Genomic DNA, 18475 nt, shown 5'->3' with positions numbered 1-18475 from the left:
CTTCTGGCAGGAAGCGGACTTCATGTTGAAGTTCACCATACGATGGCAACGCCTCGCGAGCTTCACTCACGCTTTGGATGCGACCATGGACCGTCTGCACGGTCTAATGGACGACTCCAGTGGTGAAGTGCTCAATTGTTCGGCGTGCCACAGCGGAGTGTTGATGGCCGAAGAAGCTAAGCAGCTTTTCGAGCTGCCGCTCGACGCAAAGGCCAAGTTTTTCACCTGTGTCTGGACGCGATCGAACGCGTAGCCGCCAGTATAGAAGCGGGCGCGGGTGTCCTCGCCCAGGTGCGAGCGGAACTCCTGCTTGGTCAGGTTCGCACCGAGGCGGTGAGGCTGAGCGCCGGGGTGATGTTGTACGCCGCGTTCAGATCGACCTGGTAGTACGGCTCCTCGTAGACGTTCAACCCGTTGACCAGGCCTTGCACCAGCTCGCCGCGACGGTTGTACGAGGCGCGCAGCAGCAGGCTGTCGGTCTCGTAGAACACGGTGAGGTTGGTCTGGTTTCTGGCGCTGCCCGGCATGGAGGTCTTGCCGGCCTCGGTACCGTCTTCCAGCCGCACCGCCGCCTTGCTGGCATCGTTGTAGGTGTAGTTGAACTGCACACCAAGGCCGAATGGCAGCGTGTGCTGCGCGTACAGCTCCACGCTTTGCGAAACCGCGTCCTGGCCGCCGGCCTGGGTGCTGTAGTTCTGAAACCTCAGGGTCAGGTCGACTTCCTTAAGTGAATCTGAGCCCGTTCTTTTGAGTGAGCGCTTAGGGTCGGGAGCTGCCCTACCCCCGATAAACACCCCTAATTCTAATATTGGATAGCAGTTCCCCTACCCTACCGAGAAGCCCGTAGCGGAGCGTTGATCGGCCCACCGAGCGCTAGCAGACGCTCCATTGCGTGGTCGTCGCCGGTACGGCGCGAACCAGCATCCGATCGGCAAGGGCCCGGACGGGGCGATGCCGCCCGGGCAGTGGCGTTACCTGCTGGCCGGCGAGAAGTTCTGAGCTTCGCGCGTCTTTCGCCACTGGATCCACGCGATCGCGGCGACGAAGAAGACGCTGCACAGGTAACTGCCTTCCGGCCCTTGCGCGCCACCGGTCAGAGCGTCGAGGCCTTGCGGGCGTAGCGCCACCAGCAGCGCCGGCAAGTGCGCATCGATGCCGGTGACGGGCAGTTCGAAGCCGGTCGCGAGCAACCAGTTCCACCCCGCGTGCCAGCCCATCACGCCCCAGATATTGCCGGTCCGCAGCGCCCAGGCGCAGGCGAACAGCGAGAACAGGAACGTGCCGAGCATGACCCGGGGCGGCTGGTGCGGACTGAAATGCAGGAAGCAGAAAACGAGCGACACCAGCAGCACTGCCACCGCGACATTGGTCTTGCGCGCGACCACCGACAGCATCCAGCCGCGGAAGATGACTTCCTCCACGCTCGCCTGGAACATGAAACTCAATAGCAGCAGACTGATGTGCAGCAGACTGACGGGCGACCGCCAAGCCTGCCCCAAGCCCGCCGCCTGCATGCCGCCAGCCATCCAGATCGCAACTACGACCAGCGCGATCGTGCCCAATCCAACGGCCAGTCCGCGAAGGAAGGTTTTCAGCGGCGCCGGACCGGTCAGCCCGATACTGGCCAGCGAGCGCCCTTCGACGAAGCGTACCCAGACGAGCACGGCCGCCAGCGTCGGCGCGAAGCCGATCCACAACAGCGCATACAAGCCAGCGAGGCCGATCGGATCGCCGTGCGGCGTCGACCAATGCTGCGACTGCATCCACCCGTCCAGCGCGATCGCTGGTGCCGCGTTGAACAGGATCATCAGGATCGGCGTTACCCAGGCCCAGGGCAGCCAGCCGCGGGCTGGATCGGGCGAATACAGGGCAACGGGGGTCATGCGGGGCTCCAGGTCGACGTGATCGCCGCTGCAAGTTGCCATCCGCGCGGGGGCGTGGCAATCCGTTTGCGACCAAGCCACAGAAGCCGCCGATGAATCACCCCGATCGCCGACGAAATGGCGCTGCGTCGTCGCCCGTGGTGTCGAAATAACGGGTCGAAATAACGGGCCCAGGTCCACTTCTTTTCAGCAAGGCCCGACTAGACCGCCGCATCGCGCGACGGTTTGACCGCGGTGCGGCAGCCAGCGTCGGCGTGGCCAGCGACGGCACCGGGGACAGGGAGAGCATTCGCACCAGCAAAGACCTCATGCGATGAGATCCTGCGGTGAACGACCGCGCACACGCGACAATGTCGTCGCGGACAGCGAACACTGCAGTCCGGCCGTCAGCGAACCATCGCGCCCATACCGCCACGCGGCAGGCATGGGCGCGACACGTTGGCGCTAGAACTTGTAGGTCAGCCCGAGGTACGCCAGCCGGCCTGCGTAGCCGCCGGTGTAGAAGCGGGCGCGGGTGTCCTCGCCCAGGTGCGAGCGTGACTCCTGCTTGGTCAGGTTCAGCACCGAGGCGGTGAGGCTGAGCGCCGGGGTGATGTTGTACGCCGCGTTCAGATCGACCTGGTAGTACGGCTCCTCAAAGACGTTCAGCCCGTTGACCAGGCCTTGCACCAGCTCGCCGCGACGGTTGTACGAGGCGCGCAGCAGCAGGCTGTCGGTCTCGTAGAACACGGTGAGGTTGGTCTGGTTCCTGGCGCTGCCCGGCATGGAGGTCTTGCCGGCCTCGGTGCCGTCCTCCAGCCGCACCGCCGCCTTGCTGGCATCGTTGTAGGTGTAGTTGAACTGCACACCAAGACCGAATGGCAGCGTGTGCTGCGCGTAGAGCTCCACACCCTGCGAGACCGCATCCTGGCCGCCGGCCTGGGTGCTGTAGTTCTGCACGGTGACCGGTTGCCCGTCGACCATCATGTTCACGTCGCTGATCACGTCGACCGCAAAGTTTTCCACGTTCTTGCGGAACAGTCCCACACCTGCCACCGAGCCCGGCTGGAAATACCATTCCAGACCCAGGTCGAACTGGTTGGCCTTGTACGGCTCCAGGTTCTTGTTGCTGCCCGAGCCGTACCAGCCCTGCTCGCTGGCACCGCCGGTCAGGCGCCGGTCGGCCACGTACTCGGGACTGTAGAACTCCAGGCTGCCGGGCGCGGCGATGTCGTTGTAGCTGGGACGTGCGATCACCTTGGCGGCTGCCGCACGCAGCAGCAGGTTCTCGGTCAGGTCGTAGGCCAAGTTGAAACTCGGCAGCACGTCGGTGTAGTTGCGGTCCAGCCCGCTGACCACGAACGACTCGGTGCGTTGCACGCTGTCGGACAAACGCCAGTAGCCTTCGGTCCCGCAATAGGTGTCGGCCGGGGCGCCGCCGGGCATTGCGGCGCCCTGCTGGCAGGCCAGCGGATTGCCGTCGGCGCCATCGAAGAAGTAGTCGTTGTAGGCGGTCACCTTGTCGGTGGAATCGGCACGCTGGCCGGTACGCGCCACCCGCACGCCGACGTTGCCACGCAGCCGCTCGGTGTGGAAGTTGAGTTGCAGGTAGGTGGAATAGATTTCCTCGTCGACGTTGTAGACGAAGTTGTCTTCGCTGCGGGTCTGCATCGCGCCGTAGGTCTGGTTCAAGTAGCCGATGTAGCCCGGGAAGTTGATCGCCGGGAACGCGCTGGCGTTGACGCCGCCGGCCAGGTTGTCCTGCGCGAACAGCAGGCCCGGCGAGAACTGGGTGGCGATGGCATTGCAGCGCCCGTTCCAGTAGCGGTTGTCGTAGTCGCCCGGATCGGTGCCCGGGCACACCCAGTAGTTGTTGCCGGTACTGCGGTGGATGCCGCCGTCGCGACGCTTGAGGCCGAACTGCAGCGAGTCGACGACCTCGCCATCGAAATGCCAGGTGGTATCGATCTGCGCGTACTGCTGCTGATTGGTGTTACGGGTCCAGGACGAGCCGGTCGAGCCCAAGTCGACCTGCAGGATGCCGTCGCGCAGGTTCTGCATCAGCTGCGGCGAGAATGTCATGCTCGGTGTGCCGGTCAGGTCCCAGGCGCTGGCGAAGTTGCCGTTGGTCCAGCTGCCGTCGGCGTTCTGCAGGCGCGGCTTGATCGGCAGGGAGAACTGCAGCTCCGGCCCGCCCTTGGCCCAGGTGCGGCCGACCTTGAACGCCACGTCCACCTGCTCGCCACGCCATTCGCCGCCCAGGTCCACCGTCTGCGACTGCGATTTCTCGATGTTGTAGCTGCCGGTGATCTGCGGCGTCGGCACGGTGCAATCGTCCGAGCCCCAGCCGCCCGGCGGCAGGCCGGCCGCGGCGGCCTGCGCCTCGCTACAATAATAGGTCTTGCCCGGACGCAGGCTGTAGGCGGCGCCAGTGACGATGGTGCCGCTGGGATCGAACTGCAGCCCGTCGAGCAGACGGCCGCCGCGCCAGTTGCCGTCGCCGTTATAGCGGGCAATGTTCCACTCGGGAATCTTGATGGTATTGGTCTGCGAGTCCTGCGACAGGTCGAAGCGGAAGTAGTTCGCGGTCAGCGTCAGGTCGTCGGTCGGCTTGAACTGCAAGGTCAGTTGCCCACCCTTGCGCTCGCGCTCCTCGCGTTTGGCGTCCAGGCTGACCGCCGTCGGCATCATGAAACCGGTGTAGTAATTGCTGTTCTGGTCCCAGAAACCGGTACCGCCCCACCAGTTGGCGTTGAAGTCCGACGGATTGCCGTTCACGTCGACCGCCGGGCCGACTTCGTCGCGGCCGTACCACTGCCAGCTCTCGGTACTGGCATTGAGCGTGCGAGCGGTGCGCTTCTGCTGCGTGTAGCCCACGAAGACACCGAAGCGGTTGTCCTTGTCGTGCCACGAGTACGAACCGGAGAACTGGCCGTCGGTCTTCTTGCTGGTATCCGACCAGGTGCCCTCGGCCGAGACGAAGCCGGAATGTGGCTCCAGTTCCAGCGGGCGCCGCGTCTGCAGGATCACCGTGCCGCCGATGCCGCCTTCGTCGATGCGTGCTTCCGGGGTCTTGTACAGCTCCGCACTGCCCAGCAGGTTCGACGGCAGCAGCGTGTAGTTGAACGAGCGCGTCGGGTCGCCGTTGGATTCGGCGGTGGCGATGTAGTTGCCGTTCAATTCGGTCAGCACCAGCTCCGAGGACAGGCCGCGCACACTGACGTTCTTGCCTTCGCCGCCGTCGCGGCTGATGACCACGCCGGGCACGCGCTGCAGCGCATCGGCCACGTTCTTGTCGGGGAACTTGCCCACGTCCTCGGCGGTGATCACATCGACCACGGCGTTGGCGTTGCGCTTCTGCTCCAGGCTTTTTTCGATCGCGTAGCGGTAGCCGGTCACCGTCACCGCATCCAGGTCCGTGGCCTGCACCTCGGCCTGGCCGGTGGGCGCCGGCGTGGCGTCGGCCTGCTGGGCGGCAGCGGCGGTAGAGGCGGCGCTCGCGAACAAGACGATGGCGATACCGGCGGACAGCGTGCTGCGGTTGCGTGCGAATGGCATGCGGTTCATTTCGATCATGCTCTCCCAATAGTGATTGGCTTCGGCCGATTCCTGTCGATCCAACGATCCGCCAAGAACGCTGCGCGAAGTGACACAAAAATATCCGGCGCCGTTGCGCCCCCCTCCTCTTGCGTCCGCTTCCACGCAGATGCAATTAGATCGTTCTAATACCGTGGAAAGCTAAGTAGCACAGCCCATGCGGCAGCGCATTCTGCCCCGCAACAGGCCCGCGGCATTGCAGGGGATCCACGATGGCCGGCCGGCCCGCCACGCTTGCACGCGGCATGGCACGGCCTGCCGCGTTGCCGGCCGCAGCAGCGTGATCGCTGCAAGCAACACACCCTTGCCCGCAACCGGACGCAAGCGGTTTGCCGACGCGCCTGCACACACCATATTTGAAACCGAGCTCAGCAACAGACTGGATCGACGTGAGGGCATCGCCCACCACACGCCGCTTGGCGGCCATCGCCAACGCGATCGCCACCACCGTACACGCGCAAGGGCGGCGGGGCCTGCTGCGGCATTGATGACACGCCTTGGTCGGAAGCGCACGCGCCGATGACCTGTCAACCCTGCATCGACGCCAGCGTGGAAGCGGCCCATGCCGCAAAACGACAACTTTCTGGCGCATCGACCGAGTGCGTCTATCAAGTCCGCCGCGCTCGCGCCGATATCGCCTCCATGGACAGACTCAGCATCATCGGACTGGTGCTCGCGATCGTGGCGATCGTGGGCGGCAGCGTGTTGAAAGGCGCCGGCATTTCGTCGCTGTGGTCGCCGGCTGCCTTCGTGATCGTGATAGTCGGAACGGTGGCGGCGATCCTGCTGCACACCTCTCCGGCGGTTTTCCGGCGCGCCTTCAAGATCCTGCGCTGGGTGATCCAGCCGCCGGCCAGCGACCGCCCGCAGTTGCTGGCGCGCATCGTCGAATGGAGCAACATCGCCCGCCGCCAGGGCCTGCTGGGCCTGGAAGACCAGCTCCCGCGCCAGGACGACGCGTTCCTGCGCAAGGGCCTGCAGATGCTGGTCGATGGCGTGGAGCCCGAATCCATGCGGCACATGCTCGAGATCGAAATGGACAACCAGGAGCGTCAGGATCTTGCCGCGGCCAAGGTGTTCGAAGGCATGGGCATCTATGCGCCCACGCTGGGCATCATCGGCGCGGTGCTGGGGCTGATGGCGGTGATGAAGAACCTGGCCGACCCGGCCATGCTCGGCCATGGCATCGCCGCGGCGTTCACCGCCACCATCTACGGCATCGCCTCGGCCAATCTGCTGTTCCTGCCGGTCGCCGCCAAGCTCAAGAGCGTCATCCACTGCAGCACCAACGAGCGCGAAATGGCGATCGAAGGCCTGATTGCGATCGCCCAGGGCGAGAACCCGCGCAACATCGAGTCGAAATTGGCCGGATACTTGCATTAGTCCCGTCATGGCCCGCCGTCGCAAACATCACGAAGACCATGGCAACCACGAAGCGTGGGCGATCCCGTATGCCGACCTGATGACGCTGCTGCTGGCGTTCTTCGTGGTGATGTACGCAATCTCCTCGCTCAACGAGGGCAAGTACAAGGTCATGGCGCAGGCGCTGACCACCGCTTTCGGCGGCTCGTCCACTGCCGCCAGCCCGGTGCAGATCGGCAAGACCCAGACCCTGGGCGCCGATTACGACCGCCCCTCGGTGATCAAGGCCGGCGCGCCGATGGCCGCCTCCAGCGGACCGACCGACCCCACCCTGCTGCCGTCGATGGCCGCGCAGATGCGCATGCCGGTGTCGCTGCGTAACCAGGCGCAGCTGGCGCGCGCGCAGCGGCAGATGGATGCGGTGGCCCAGCAGTTGGGCAAGACGCTGGCGCCGCTGATCGAGCAGAAACTCATCACCATCCGCCGCAACGACCTGTGGATCGAGGTGGAGATCAACAGCGACATCCTGTTCGGCACCGGCTCGGCCTCGCTGGCCGGCAGCGCCCGCGGCACCCTGTCGGCGCTGGCCGCGGTGCTGCGCGATGCGCCCAATGGCGTGCGCGTGGAGGGGTATACCGACAACCAGCCGATCGCCACCGCACAGTTCCCCTCCAACTGGGAGCTGTCGGCCGCGCGCGCCGCCAGCGTGGTGCACCTGTTTGCCGACGACGGCGTGGCCCCGCAACGATTGGCGATGGTGGGCTATGGAGAATTCCGCGCACGTGCCGATAACAGCACTGAGGCGGGACGGAATGCGAACCGGCGTGTGGTGTTGATCATCCTCGCTGACTCGGCTGGCTCACTCGCACCCGATCCGCCATCGCAGATGCATGCGACCGCCGCCGGGGCGCCCAAGCTTCCCAAGTCTGACGGCGGCCAAACGGCCGTCACCACCGAAAGCGGCACAAGTTCCGTCCCCGCCGTAATTCAAGGAGTGCAGTGAGATGCGTATCTGGGCAATCGCCAACCAAAAGGGCGGCGTCGGCAAGACCACCACGACGCTGGCATTGGGTCGCGGCCTGGCCGCGCTCGGCCACCGGGTATTGTTGATCGACCTCGATCCGCACTCCTCCCTCACCCGCGCGTTCGGTGTGGCGATCGACCCGCCGCCGCGCGGTGTGCTGGACCTGTTCGGCACCCCGCCGAGCGACCTGGCCAGCCTGGCCCATGAAAGCGCCATCCCCGGCCTGTCCTACGTGTGCGCACAAGCCGCACTAGCCACGCTGGAACGCCGCAGCGCCAACCAGCCCGGCCTGGGCCTGGCGCTGCAGAACGCGATGACCCGGCACGCCGGCCAGCACGACTACATCCTGCTCGACTGCCCGCCCACGCTCGGCCTGCTGATGATCAACGCCCTGGCCGCCTGCGACCGCGTGGTGGTGCCGACCCAGGCCGAGCCGCTGGCGCTGCATGGCCTGGCCAGCATGGTGCGGACTGCCGACATGGTGCAGCGCTCGCGTCGCCGCGCGCTGCCGGTGTCGATCCTGCCGACCCTGTTCGACCGTCGCACCCGCGCCGGCACCGAGACGCTCAAGGAGATGCAGGACACCTACGGCGCCGTCGTCTGGGAAGACGCGGTGCCGGTGGATACCCGAATCTGCAATGCCGCCGCACTGACCGTTCCCGCCACCGGCGGCGACTACCAGGGCCGCGGCCTGTCCGCCTATCGCCGCGCGCTGGAATGGGTGCTGGCCGATGACGCGATGCGTATGGAGCAAGCTGCATGAGCAACCACACCGCCAACGGTGAGCTGGACGATTATCTGGAAGGCCTGTTGCACGACGCCGGCGTCGAGATCCCCGCCCCGGCTGTTGCGGCCACTGCCGCCCCTGCTGCCAGCGAAACTCCGGCGCCTGCGGACGCAGACCTCGCGCTGGCCGAGCCGCCGGTGCAGGCTGCCGCGGCTCCCGAAGCCGCCGCTGTGTCGGAAGCGGCGACGTCCAACGCGATTGCCGCGGTACTGAGCGCCGACGCGATCGCTGCCGATTTCCTCGCCGAAATGGATGCCGACCCGGCCTTCGGGCCGCCGGTGGCTGCTGCGCCCAGCGCCGCGGACATCGCTGCCGACTTTCTCGCCGAAATGGATGCCGACCCGGCCTTCGGGCCGCCGGTGGTCGCTGCACCCAGCGCCGCGGATATCGCTGCCGATTTCCTCGCCGAAATGGATGCCGACCCGGCCTTCGGGCCACCAGTGGTCGCCGCACCCAGCGCCGCGGACATCGCTGCCGATTTCCTCGCCGAAATGGATGCCGACCCGGCCTTCGGGCCGCCGGTGGTCGCCGCACCCAGCGCCGCAGACATCGCCGCCGACTTCCTCGCCGAAATGGATGCCGACCCGGCCTTTGCCACCGCTGCGCCCAGCCCGTTCATGAGCACGGCTGACCTGATGGCCGAAATGGACGCCGACCCGGCCTTCGCCGATGCCGCACCCGCCCCGCCGGCACCCGCTCCGGCACCGCCGCGCCCTGCACCGGCGCCGCACCGCGCACCGCCGTCGCCGATCTATCCGCAAGGCCTGCAGGCGCTGCTGGCGCCCGGCCAGGCCGAGCACATCCAGGCCGAGCGGCGCGCCAGCGAACGCAGTACGCGCTGGCTGCGCCTGCGCTGCGGCGAGCAGACCTACGCGCTGGAATTGCTCAAGGTGCAGGAAGTGGTGCTGCCGGTGCCGCTGCTGCCGTTGCGCGGCACCGCCAGCGCAATGCTCGGCATCATGAACCTGCGTGGCCAGGTGGTGCCGGTGATCGACCTGGGCATGCATCTGGGCTCGGCACCGATCGACATGGATCTGCAGACGCGTGTGGTGGTGCTGGAAGAAAATGGCGAAACCATGGGCCTGCGCGTGTCGGCGGTGGAGGATGTGACCAGCCTGACCGATCAACAGATCGAGCCGCCGGACAACGCCCGCCTGTGCCGCATTTCCAACAACCTGTTCCGCGGCGTCGCGCGGCTGGGCCATCAACCGATGATCCTGCTCGATGCCAGCCATCTGCTGCATTGATCCAGCGCGCAGCTGACGCGCACCTGCACGCGCAACGATTCAGCGTTAAAGCTTTCCCGCCCCCCGCCGTTAGTACGCATAGAACCATCCGTTCGGAGCAACAATGAGCACAGTGACATTGGGTGAGGATCTCGGCATCGAGACCAGCGCCGACCTCAAGCAGAAGCTTGCCGCGTTCCTGACCCAGGACGGCGACCTGGTGCTCAATGCCGGCGACGTCCGGCGCATCCATACCGCCAGCGTGCAGTTGCTCTGCGCCTTTGTGCAGAGCCGCCGCCAGGCGGGCTTGCATACCGAATTCGATGGCTGCAACGACACTTTTAGAGATGCGGCCCGTCTGCTCGGCGTCACCGACGCGCTCGGACTTTCCGCATCCAATGACAACCTGAAATCTGTGGAGAACGCCGCATGAGCGCACGTATCTTGGTGGTGGACGATTCGGCGTCAATGCGCCAGATGGTCTCTTTCGCCCTCACCTCTGCCGGCTTTGCCGTCGAAGAAGCCGAGGACGGCGCCGTTGCGCTGGGCCGCGCGAAGGGCCAACGCTTCAATGCGGTGGTGACCGACGTGAACATGCCCAACATGGACGGCATCTCGCTGATCCGCGAGCTGCGCCAGCTGCCGGACTACAAGTTCACCCCGATGCTGATGCTCACCACCGAGTCGGCGGCCGACAAGAAGTCCGAAGGCAAGGCCGCCGGTGCCACCGGCTGGCTGGTCAAGCCGTTCAATCCGGAACAGCTGATCGCCACCGTCCAGAAAGTTCTGGGTTAATCCTTACTCGCTTCACCATCGGATCTCACGCCCATGAGCATGGACCTGCAACGTTTCCACGCCACCTTTTTCGAGGAAAGCCGCGAAGGGCTGGACGCGATGGAGGCCGGGCTGTTGTCCCTTGAAGAGGGCAACCGCGACCCGGAAATCATCAACTCGGTGTTCCGCGCCGCGCACTCGATCAAGGGCGGCGCGGCCACCTTCGGTTTCGAAGCCGTCGCCGGCCTGACCCACGTGCTGGAGACGCTGCTGGACGAGCTGCGCTCCAACAAGCGCCAGCTCGAACCCAATGCGGTCGACGCCATGCTCGGCTCGGTCGACGTGCTGCGCGCCCTGCTGCGCGAAGCCGAACACGGCACCCCGGCCGACCCGGCCGCGGTCAAGGCCGTGCATACCCGGTTGAACGCCGTGCTGGCCGGCGAAGCGCCGGCCGCTGCGGCGGTCGCCAAGCCGAAGGAAGAAGAACCCGAAGCCTGGCATATCGGATTCACCCCGGCGCCGTCGCTGTTCATGAGCGGCAACGACCCGCTGCGCATCATCCGCGAGCTCGAGCACCTGGGCCCGCTGCAGATTGCCGCACGCCTGGAGCGCATGCCGGGCTTTGAGAACATCGACCCGCTGGAAGCCTACCTGGCCTGGGATCTGGGCCTGATCGGCAAGATTCCGCGCAGCAAGATCGAAGACACCTTCGCCTGGGTGGTGGACGATTGCGAGCTGGACATCCGCCCGATGGCGGTGCCCGGCCCGCCGCCGAGCCTGGCCGTCGAAGCCGCTGTCGCGGCGCCCGTCGCCGTCGCTGCGGCGCCCGCCGCTGCTGCCGAACCTGCCGCCGCTGCTGCTGCCACGCCGGCCAAGGCCGCCGCTGCCGAAGCGGAAACCTCGATCCGCGTCAGCGTCGACAAGGTCGATGCGTTGATCAATCTGGTCGGCGAACTGGTCATCACCCAGGCCATGCTCAAGCAGGTCTCCACCGGCCTGGATCCGGCGCACGCCGAACAGCTGTTCGCCGGCCTGGATCTGCTCGAACGCAATACCCGCGATCTGCAGGAAGCGGTCATCGGCGTGCGCATGCTGCCGGTGGATGCGGTGTTCCGCCGCTTCCCGCGCCTGGTCCGCGACCTCTCCAGCCGCCTCGGCAAGCAGGTGCGCCTGCGCACCATCGGCGAAGGCACCGAACTGGACAAGGGCCTGATCGAAAAGATTGCCGATCCGTTGGTGCACCTGGTGCGCAACTCGATCGACCACGGTCTGGAAATGCCCGATGCGCGTCGCGCCTCCGGCAAGGACGAGACCGGCACGATCACCTTGGCGGCCTCGCATCAGGGTGGTCATATCGTGATCGAAGTCAGCGACGACGGCCGTGGCCTCAATCGCGCCAAAATTCTGGAAAAGGCGGCCGAACGCGGTATCGCCGTGCCGGACAACCCGACCGATGCGCAGGTGTGGGACCTGATCTTCGCACCGGGCTTCTCCACCGCCGATGCCGTCACCGACCTGTCCGGCCGTGGCGTGGGCATGGACGTGGTCCGCCGCAACATCCAGGGCCTGGGTGGCGAAGTGCAGCTGGAAAGCAACGCCGGCAGCGGTACCCGCGTGCTGATCCGTCTGCCGCTGACCCTGGCCATCCTCGACGGCATGACCGTGTCGGTGGCCGGCGAAACCCTGATCCTGCCGCTGGCCTATGTGCTCGAGGCCCTGCAGCCGGCACCGGAAGACATCCGCTCGATGGCCGGCGACGGCCGGGTGCTGCGGGTGCGCGGCGAGTACCTGCCGATCCTGTCGCTCACCGATTACTACGGCTTCGGCGGGCAGCAGTCCTCGCAGGAACCGCTGGTGGTGGTGGTCGAAGGCGATGGCCAGAAGATCGCGCTGGAAGTGGACGAACTGCTCGGCCAGCAACAGGTGGTGGTCAAGAACATCGAGAACAACTACCGCCGCATCCCGGGCGTGTCCGGCGCCACCATCCTGGGCGATGGACGGGTCTCGCTGATCGTGGACATCGGTGGGCTGGTGCGCTCGCTGCGCGTGCCGCAGGCCGCCTGAGTCAGTACAACAACCGCGGCACGGACGCCGCATCGCAACACCTGTAACACCTGCAACACATCCAACACCATGGTGTGATGTTTCCGGCGGTCTGGGGCCCGCCGGCAGCGCCGAACCCGCGCGGCATGGCACGACCCGCGGGGTGTCCTGGCCCGCGGCCATGTCCAACTCAGCGACCGTCCTGGCGCGTCTGCCCGCTTGCAGACGCCAACGCTGCCCATTGATCTCTGTACGCACGAGATGACTTCGATGAACTGGTTCCGCAATCTCGCCGTTGCCCGCAAGCTCGCCGTTGCCTTTTCCATTACCGTCCTGATCACGCTCAGCCTTGGCGTATTCGCGCTGACACGCATGCAATCCAGTGCGCATCTGCTGCGCGAGATCGGCTATACCTGGGCACCGGCGGTGCAACAGCTCAGCGAAATGCGCGCGCTGCTTGGCGAATTCCGCACCTACGAGCTCGCGCAACTTGCGCACGCAGACGATCCGAAGGCGGTGCAGAACTACTTCGAGCGCATGGACAAGGCCCGCAGCGAGGTCGAGATCGCGCAGACTGCGTATGCCAGGACCACGCAGCCGGGCAAGGAGGCCGAGCTGTACGAGGCGGTCAAGCAGAAGCTCGCCGACTACTACAAGGCCAACGCGGCGCTTGGCGCAGCCGTGCGTGCCGGCGACCTGGTCACCGCCAACACCGTGTCCGACGAGCAGTCGCGCCCCGCACGTCGGGATCTGTTCGCCAAGCTGGTGGAGCTGACCAAGTTCAATACCGCGCAGATGAATGCCGAAATCGCCATGGCCGAAGCGGCGTATCAAACCTCGGTGCGCATCATGCTCGCAGCGATGACGCTGGCGGTGCTGCTGGCCGCGTCCGCAGGCTGGTTCATCGCCCGCAGCATCGCCGGGCCGCTCGGTCGCGCCACGCGGGTGGCCGGCGCCATCGCCCAAGGCAAGCTGGATAACGCCATCCATGTCGACAGCCGCGACGAAGCGGGCCAGCTGCTGCGCAGCATGCAGGACATGCAGCGACAACTGCAGGCAGTGTTGGCGGCGCAATCGGAAATGGCGCAACGCCACGAGGCCGGCGAGATCAGCTACCGCATGGATCAAAGCGCATTTCCGGGCGATTACGGCACCATGGTGCACGACACCAATACTCTGGTCGGCTCGCATATCGCGGTGAAGATGAAGCTGGCGCAGATCATGTCGCGCTATGCAGTCGGCGATCTGAGCCAGGACATGGACCGCCTGCCCGGCGAAAAAGCCGTGCTCAGTCAGACCATGGATACGGTCAAGCACAACCTGTCGGCGATGAACAGCGAGATCAGGCTGCTCGCACAGGCCGCTGCCAACGGCGACTTCAGCGTGCGCGGCGATGCGCAGCGTTTCCAGTACGATTTCCACGCGATGGTGGACAGCCTCAATCAGCTGATGGCCACCGCCGATGCCAACCTGCGCTCCCTGTCGACGCTGTTGCAGGCGATTGCCGCCGGCGACCTGACCGCACGCATGCACGGCCAGTTCAACGGCGTCTTCGCGCAGATGCGCGACGATGCCAACGCCACCACCGAGCAACTGGCCAGCATCGTCGGGCGCATCCAGCAGGCCGCCGGCTCGATCAATTCGGCCGCCAGCGACATCGCCGCCGGCAACCAGGACCTGTCGCAGCGCACCGAGCAGCAGGCAGCCAACCTGGAAGAAACCGCCGCCTCGATGGAAGAGCTCACCTCCACCGTGCGGCAGAACGCCGAGCATGCGCGCCAGGCCAACCAGCTGGCGATCGGCGCCGCCGCAGTGGCCTCGCAAGGCGGCAGCGTGGTCGCACAGGTGGTCACCACCATGTCCGGGATCGAGGTGTCTTCCAAGAAGATCGCCGACATCATCAGCGTCATCGACGGTATCGCGTTCCAGACCAATATCCTGGCCTTGAACGCCGCAGTGGAGGCGGCGCGTGCCGGCGAACAGGGGCGCGGGTTCGCCGTGGTCGCCTCGGAAGTACGCACGCTGGCGCAGCGCTCGGCCGGTGCGGCCAAGGAAATCAAGCAGCTGATCGACGATTCGGTCGGCAAGGTGGCGCAGGGCTCGGCCTTGGTGGATCAGGCCGGCAAAACCATGGCCGACATCGTGTCTTCGGTGCAGCGCGTGACCGACATCATGGGCGAAATCTCCGCCGCCTCGCAGGAGCAGTCGGCCGGCATCGAACAGGTCAACCTGACCGTGACCCAGATGGACGAGGCCACCCAGCAGAACGCGGCATTGGTGGAGGAAGCCACCGCCGCTGCGCGTACGATGGAAGCACAGGCTGGCCAGCTGTCCGATGCGGTGGCGATCTTCAAGATCCAGCCGCATGCTGCGCTGTCGCCGGCAAGCCGCCAATCCGCCCCGCGGCATCTGGCCGTGGTTTAAGCCAAACGAGGCTGCCCTCGTCCCCTCCCCAGGGCTGCACGCCACTGTCTTGCGCGGGAACAGGCAACCGCGCTGTCGGGTCTGGCACCTCTACATCGGCACCCGCAACGCCCCGATCCTGTCGGGGCGTCTTGCCATCCGGCAGCGACTCACAGACGCACCACACCATCCCTGCGATCGCCTGGCAATGCTGCCGTTGGTCGAAAGGTGATCAAGCACAAGCTTCGGCGGCCGATACCAGGAGCAATGGGGGCTGTCTGGCCCGCGCTACGTCCAAGGAAGTCCGCATGCCTACCGTCAACTCACCCCGCTCTGCCCGCCACACGCTGGGCTCGGTGTTCGCCGTCGCGCTGCTGGCTGCCAGCGTCTGGTTACCGCCCTCCTTCGCAGCGCCGGCCGCGCCGGTTTCGGTCCTGCTGGACAACATCCCGATGAGCGCGTTGCAGTCGCTCGCCATCGACCTGGTGCAGTTGCGCGACGACCAGCGTGCGCAGCTTGCCGCCGCGCACGATCCCGCCCGCATCGAGGCCTACGACGAGCGCCTGGGTCAGCTGCGTCAACGCATTGCACGACATGCGGGCTACTTCCAGGCCAGCGCGCCGCAGGGCGAGCAGGCGCGCCAGTTTGCGCTGGTGCAGCAGCAGTTGGGCCACTACCTGGCGCAGCATCGGCAGGCCAACCGCGCCCTGCACGAGGGCGACCTGCAATACGCGCAGGCCCTGTCGCTGGGCCATGCCGGCGACACGCGCCATGTGCTGTGGACCGAACTGCAGGCCCTGCAACAATCGGTCGCCAGCGTGCGCACCACGCAACGCAACTGAGCATTGTCCGCACTGCGACCTCAGCGGTCGCAGCGGCGTTGCAGCATTCCCGGTTAGCCAGCCCGCTGCGCCAAACCACGCGGCCTGCCGTGCAGGTAAGCGTGCGCCCTGCCCCGACTGATCCCAATGCCGCCTGCCCTGCCCGCACGGTTGCGCGCTGCCGCCGCGCAGCGCCGGCAACCGGCTCAGGCGCGCTCGGCGTGCGGCTACAGCCGCAAACACGCTGAAAAACCGCCATCAGACCGGCTATCGCGCGGCACTCAACCTTTTGGGGATCAGGTCGCTATTCGACTTATCCCGGTCACATTCCTTTGCTGGATACCTGCCATGACCTTCAAGACCACGATTGCAAACACGCTGGCCAACGTTCCGCTGAAGCGCAAGTTTCTGGCGCAGACCGCACTGGTGGCGCTGGGCATCATCGCGCTGGCAGTGATCGCCGCCCGCATGCAATACGTGGATCTCACCGATACGCGCCGCGACGGGCTCAAGAGCCAGATCGAGATGGCGATTGCGGTGGTCAATGGCTACGCCGAGCGCGCCGAGAAGGGCGAGATGGATGTGGACAGTGCCAAGAAAGCCGCGCTGCATACCTTGTCCACCATGCGCGCACGTGGCGGCGTGGATTACATCTACGTCACCGACCAGACGCCGGTGATGCTGATGCACCCCATCCGCCCGGATCTCAACGGCAAGCCGCTCAACGATGTGCTGAGCCCGGACGGCAAACGGATTTTCCCGGCCTTCGTCGCTGCGGCGCAGGCCGGCGGCGGCTACGTCGATTACGCCTGGGCCAAGCCGGGTGAAAAAGAGCCGGTGCAGAAGACCTCGTACGCCGCGCTGTACAAGCCGTGGGGCTGGGTGATCGGCACCGGCGTGTATCTGGACGACACCCAGTCGCAGGCGCTGGCCTTCACCGGCGTCGTCACCCTGGCCGGCGGCGTGCTGGTGCTGCTCAACCTGCTGGTGGGCTGGCTGATCGGCAATTCGATCCTGGAGCCGGTCTCGCGTGCGCTCGCCGCCATCAAGGGCGTGGCGCGTGGCGACCTGAGCGTGCGCACCGCACAGCACGGCAGCGATGAAATCGGACAGATGCTCAAGGCCACCGACGACATGGTGCACACGCTGGAGCGCTTCTCCGCGCAGACCAAGGTGATGGTGCACATGCACGCCGGCGAAGACGTCGGCCACCGCATGCCCACCGATTTCCCCGGTGTCTACGGCGAACTGGCCGGCGGCATCAATACGATGATCTTCGAACACCTGGACGCCATCATCGATGCGATCGGCATCCTCAACGAGTACGCGCAAGGCGACCTGTCGCGCGACGCCGCGCGCCTGCCGGGCACGCGCGCGGTGCTGCACGAAGCGATGGATGCGGCCAAGGCCAGCCTGCTGGCGATCAACACCGAGATCAAGCGCCTGGCCCAGGCCGCGGCCAATGGCGACTTCAGCCAGCGCGGCGATGCCACGCGCTTCAGGCACGACTCGGCGCGCATGATCAACGACCTCAACGCGATGATGGAAGTCAGCGACCGCAACCTGGGCAAGCTGTCCGAGCTGCTGGCCGCGCTGGCCGAAGGCGACCTCACCGCGCGCATGGATGGTCAGTTCCACGGCGTGTTCGCACGCATGCGCGATGACGCCAACACCACGGCCACGCAGCTGGCCGGCATCGTCGGGCGCATCCAGCAGGCCGCCGGTGCCATCACCGGGTCGGCCGGCGAGATCGCCGCCGGCAACAACGACTTGTCGCAGCGTACCGAGCAGCAGGCCGCCAACCTGGAAGAAACCGCCGCCTCGATGGAGGAGCTCACCGCCACCGTCAAGCAGAACGCCGAGCACGCGCGCCAGGCCAACCAGCTGGCGATCGGTGCCGCCTCGGTGGCCTCGCAGGGCGGCCAGGTGGTCAGCCAGGTGGTGGACACCATGTCCGGCATCCAGACCTCGTCCAGGAAGATCGCCGAGATCATCTCGGTCATCGACGGCATCGCCTTCCAGACCAACATCCTGGCCTTGAACGCAGCGGTGGAAGCGGCGCGTGCCGGCGAACAGGGCCGCGGCTTTGCGGTGGTCGCCAGCGAAGTGCGCACGCTGGCACAGCGTTCGGCCGGCGCGGCCAAGGAGATCAAGCACCTGATCGACGACTCGGTCGGCAAGGTGGCGCAGGGCTCGGCGCTGGTGGATCAGGCCGGCAAGACCATGGCCGACATCGTGTCCTCGGTGCAGCGCGTGACCGACATCATGAGCGAGATCTCCGCCGCCTCACAGGAACAATCGGCCGGCATCGAGCAGGTCAACCTCACCGTCACCCAGATGGACGAGAGCACCCAGCAGAACGCCGCGCTGGTGGAAGAAGCCACCGCCGCCGCCAACGCCATGCAGCAGCAGGCGCAGCAGCTTGACGAGGCGGTGTCCAGCTTCCGCGTGAGCGCTGCCTCGTCGGCGCAGCGCGGCAGCGGCCGCGGTGCCGCGCGCGCGGAGGCCTTGCGCGTCGCCAGCTGATGACTGCCAGATCGTTCCCGCACTCCCTCCCTCACTTCGAAGCCACGCCC

At 66.2% G+C, this 18475-nt stretch carries 12 protein-coding genes and 2 pseudogenes; 11 read left to right on the top strand and 3 right to left on the bottom strand.

Annotated features, from left to right (window positions below):
- Nucleotides 1-22: 22 nt before the first annotated feature.
- A complete protein-coding gene (locus tag DYQ94_RS13245; protein WP_184429174.1) occupies nt 23-253 on the top strand; it encodes a hypothetical protein in 231 nt (76 codons plus the stop codon).
- On the opposite strand, the pseudogene DYQ94_RS13240 reads toward DYQ94_RS13245, so the two are convergent.
- From DYQ94_RS13240 to DYQ94_RS13230, 3 genes and pseudogenes are all read right to left on the bottom strand, one after another.
- Nucleotides 247-698 (bottom strand): annotated as a pseudogene (locus tag DYQ94_RS13240) (TonB-dependent receptor domain-containing protein); the annotation flags it as partial. The gene DYQ94_RS13245 and the pseudogene DYQ94_RS13240 overlap by 7 nt on opposite strands.
- A gap of 273 nt (nt 699-971) precedes the next feature.
- Entirely contained in the window at nt 972-1883 is a 912-nt protein-coding gene (locus DYQ94_RS13235) for a CPBP family intramembrane glutamic endopeptidase (RefSeq protein ID WP_126966325.1), read from the bottom strand.
- Between the two features lie 444 nt (nt 1884-2327).
- A complete protein-coding gene (locus DYQ94_RS13230) occupies nt 2328-5483 on the bottom strand; it encodes a TonB-dependent receptor (protein WP_184429148.1) in 3156 nt (1051 codons plus the stop codon).
- A gap of 618 nt (nt 5484-6101) precedes the next feature.
- On the opposite strand from DYQ94_RS13230, the gene DYQ94_RS13225 reads away from it, so the two are divergent.
- From DYQ94_RS13225 to DYQ94_RS13180, 10 genes and pseudogenes are all read left to right on the top strand, one after another.
- Nucleotides 6102-6842, top strand: coding sequence for a flagellar motor protein (locus DYQ94_RS13225; RefSeq protein WP_026064871.1), 741 nt, complete (start codon nt 6102-6104; stop codon nt 6840-6842).
- A 7-nt stretch (nt 6843-6849) separates the two neighbouring features.
- Nucleotides 6850-7824 carry a flagellar motor protein MotD gene (gene motD, locus DYQ94_RS13220; RefSeq protein ID WP_024937681.1) on the top strand — a complete coding sequence of 325 codons (975 nt, stop codon included), beginning with the start codon at nt 6850-6852 and terminating at the stop codon, nt 7822-7824.
- 1 nt (nt 7825) lies between these two features.
- Complete coding sequence (locus DYQ94_RS13215) at nt 7826-8608, top strand: ParA family protein (protein WP_024937682.1); 783 nt, start codon at nt 7826-7828, stop codon at nt 8606-8608.
- Nucleotides 8605-9879 carry a chemotaxis protein CheW gene (locus DYQ94_RS13210; RefSeq protein ID WP_126966326.1) on the top strand — a complete coding sequence of 425 codons (1275 nt, stop codon included), beginning with the start codon at nt 8605-8607 and terminating at the stop codon, nt 9877-9879. Before DYQ94_RS13215 ends, DYQ94_RS13210 begins: the two co-directional genes overlap by 4 nt.
- 103 nt (nt 9880-9982) lie before the next feature.
- Nucleotides 9983-10291, top strand: a complete 309-nt coding sequence (locus DYQ94_RS13205; protein WP_024937684.1) for an STAS domain-containing protein — start codon at nt 9983-9985, stop codon at nt 10289-10291.
- Entirely contained in the window at nt 10288-10653 is a 366-nt protein-coding gene (locus DYQ94_RS13200; RefSeq protein ID WP_002806565.1) for a response regulator, read from the top strand. The genes DYQ94_RS13205 and DYQ94_RS13200 overlap by 4 nt, the downstream gene beginning before the upstream one ends.
- A gap of 33 nt (nt 10654-10686) precedes the next feature.
- Nucleotides 10687-12696, top strand: coding sequence for a chemotaxis protein CheA (locus tag DYQ94_RS13195; protein ID WP_102257017.1), 2010 nt, complete (start codon nt 10687-10689; stop codon nt 12694-12696).
- 249 nt (nt 12697-12945) lie between these two features.
- Nucleotides 12946-15090: pseudogene (locus tag DYQ94_RS13190) on the top strand (methyl-accepting chemotaxis protein); the annotation flags it as partial.
- 296 nt (nt 15091-15386) lie between these two features.
- The gene (locus tag DYQ94_RS13185) at nt 15387-15920 is read left to right on the top strand and encodes a hypothetical protein (RefSeq protein ID WP_126966327.1); all 534 of its coding nucleotides are present in this window, start codon (nt 15387-15389) and stop codon (nt 15918-15920) included.
- 327 nt (nt 15921-16247) lie between these two features.
- A complete protein-coding gene (locus DYQ94_RS13180) occupies nt 16248-18425 on the top strand; it encodes a methyl-accepting chemotaxis protein (RefSeq protein WP_065032229.1) in 2178 nt (725 codons plus the stop codon).
- Nucleotides 18426-18475 lie beyond the last annotated feature (50 nt).

It is taken from the genome of Xanthomonas sp. LMG 8993 (assembly GCF_009835065.2).
Classification (GTDB): Bacteria; Pseudomonadota; Gammaproteobacteria; order Xanthomonadales; family Xanthomonadaceae; genus Xanthomonas; species Xanthomonas arboricola.
Note: the sequence above shows the minus strand (reverse complement) of the source record. Positions and strands in the feature narration are given on the sequence as shown.

What these genes read in the sequence shown, in the direction of transcription:
- DYQ94_RS13245 (WP_184429174.1), top strand. Translation starts at nt 23, where the DNA reads ATGTTGAAGTTCACCATACGATGGCAACGCCTCGCGAGCTTCACTCAC.
- DYQ94_RS13235 (WP_126966325.1), bottom strand. Translation starts at nt 1,883, where the DNA reads ATGACCCCCGTTGCCCTGTATTCGCCCGATCCAGCCCGCGGCTGGCTG.
- DYQ94_RS13225 (WP_026064871.1), top strand. Translation starts at nt 6,102, where the DNA reads ATGGACAGACTCAGCATCATCGGACTGGTGCTCGCGATCGTGGCGATC.
- motD (WP_024937681.1), top strand. Translation starts at nt 6,850, where the DNA reads ATGGCCCGCCGTCGCAAACATCACGAAGACCATGGCAACCACGAAGCG.
- DYQ94_RS13215 (WP_024937682.1), top strand. Translation starts at nt 7,826, where the DNA reads ATGCGTATCTGGGCAATCGCCAACCAAAAGGGCGGCGTCGGCAAGACC.
- DYQ94_RS13210 (WP_126966326.1), top strand. Translation starts at nt 8,605, where the DNA reads ATGAGCAACCACACCGCCAACGGTGAGCTGGACGATTATCTGGAAGGC.
- DYQ94_RS13205 (WP_024937684.1), top strand. Translation starts at nt 9,983, where the DNA reads ATGAGCACAGTGACATTGGGTGAGGATCTCGGCATCGAGACCAGCGCC.
- DYQ94_RS13200 (WP_002806565.1), top strand. Translation starts at nt 10,288, where the DNA reads ATGAGCGCACGTATCTTGGTGGTGGACGATTCGGCGTCAATGCGCCAG.
- DYQ94_RS13195 (WP_102257017.1), top strand. Translation starts at nt 10,687, where the DNA reads ATGAGCATGGACCTGCAACGTTTCCACGCCACCTTTTTCGAGGAAAGC.
- DYQ94_RS13185 (WP_126966327.1), top strand. Translation starts at nt 15,387, where the DNA reads ATGCCTACCGTCAACTCACCCCGCTCTGCCCGCCACACGCTGGGCTCG.
- DYQ94_RS13180 (WP_065032229.1), top strand. Translation starts at nt 16,248, where the DNA reads ATGACCTTCAAGACCACGATTGCAAACACGCTGGCCAACGTTCCGCTG.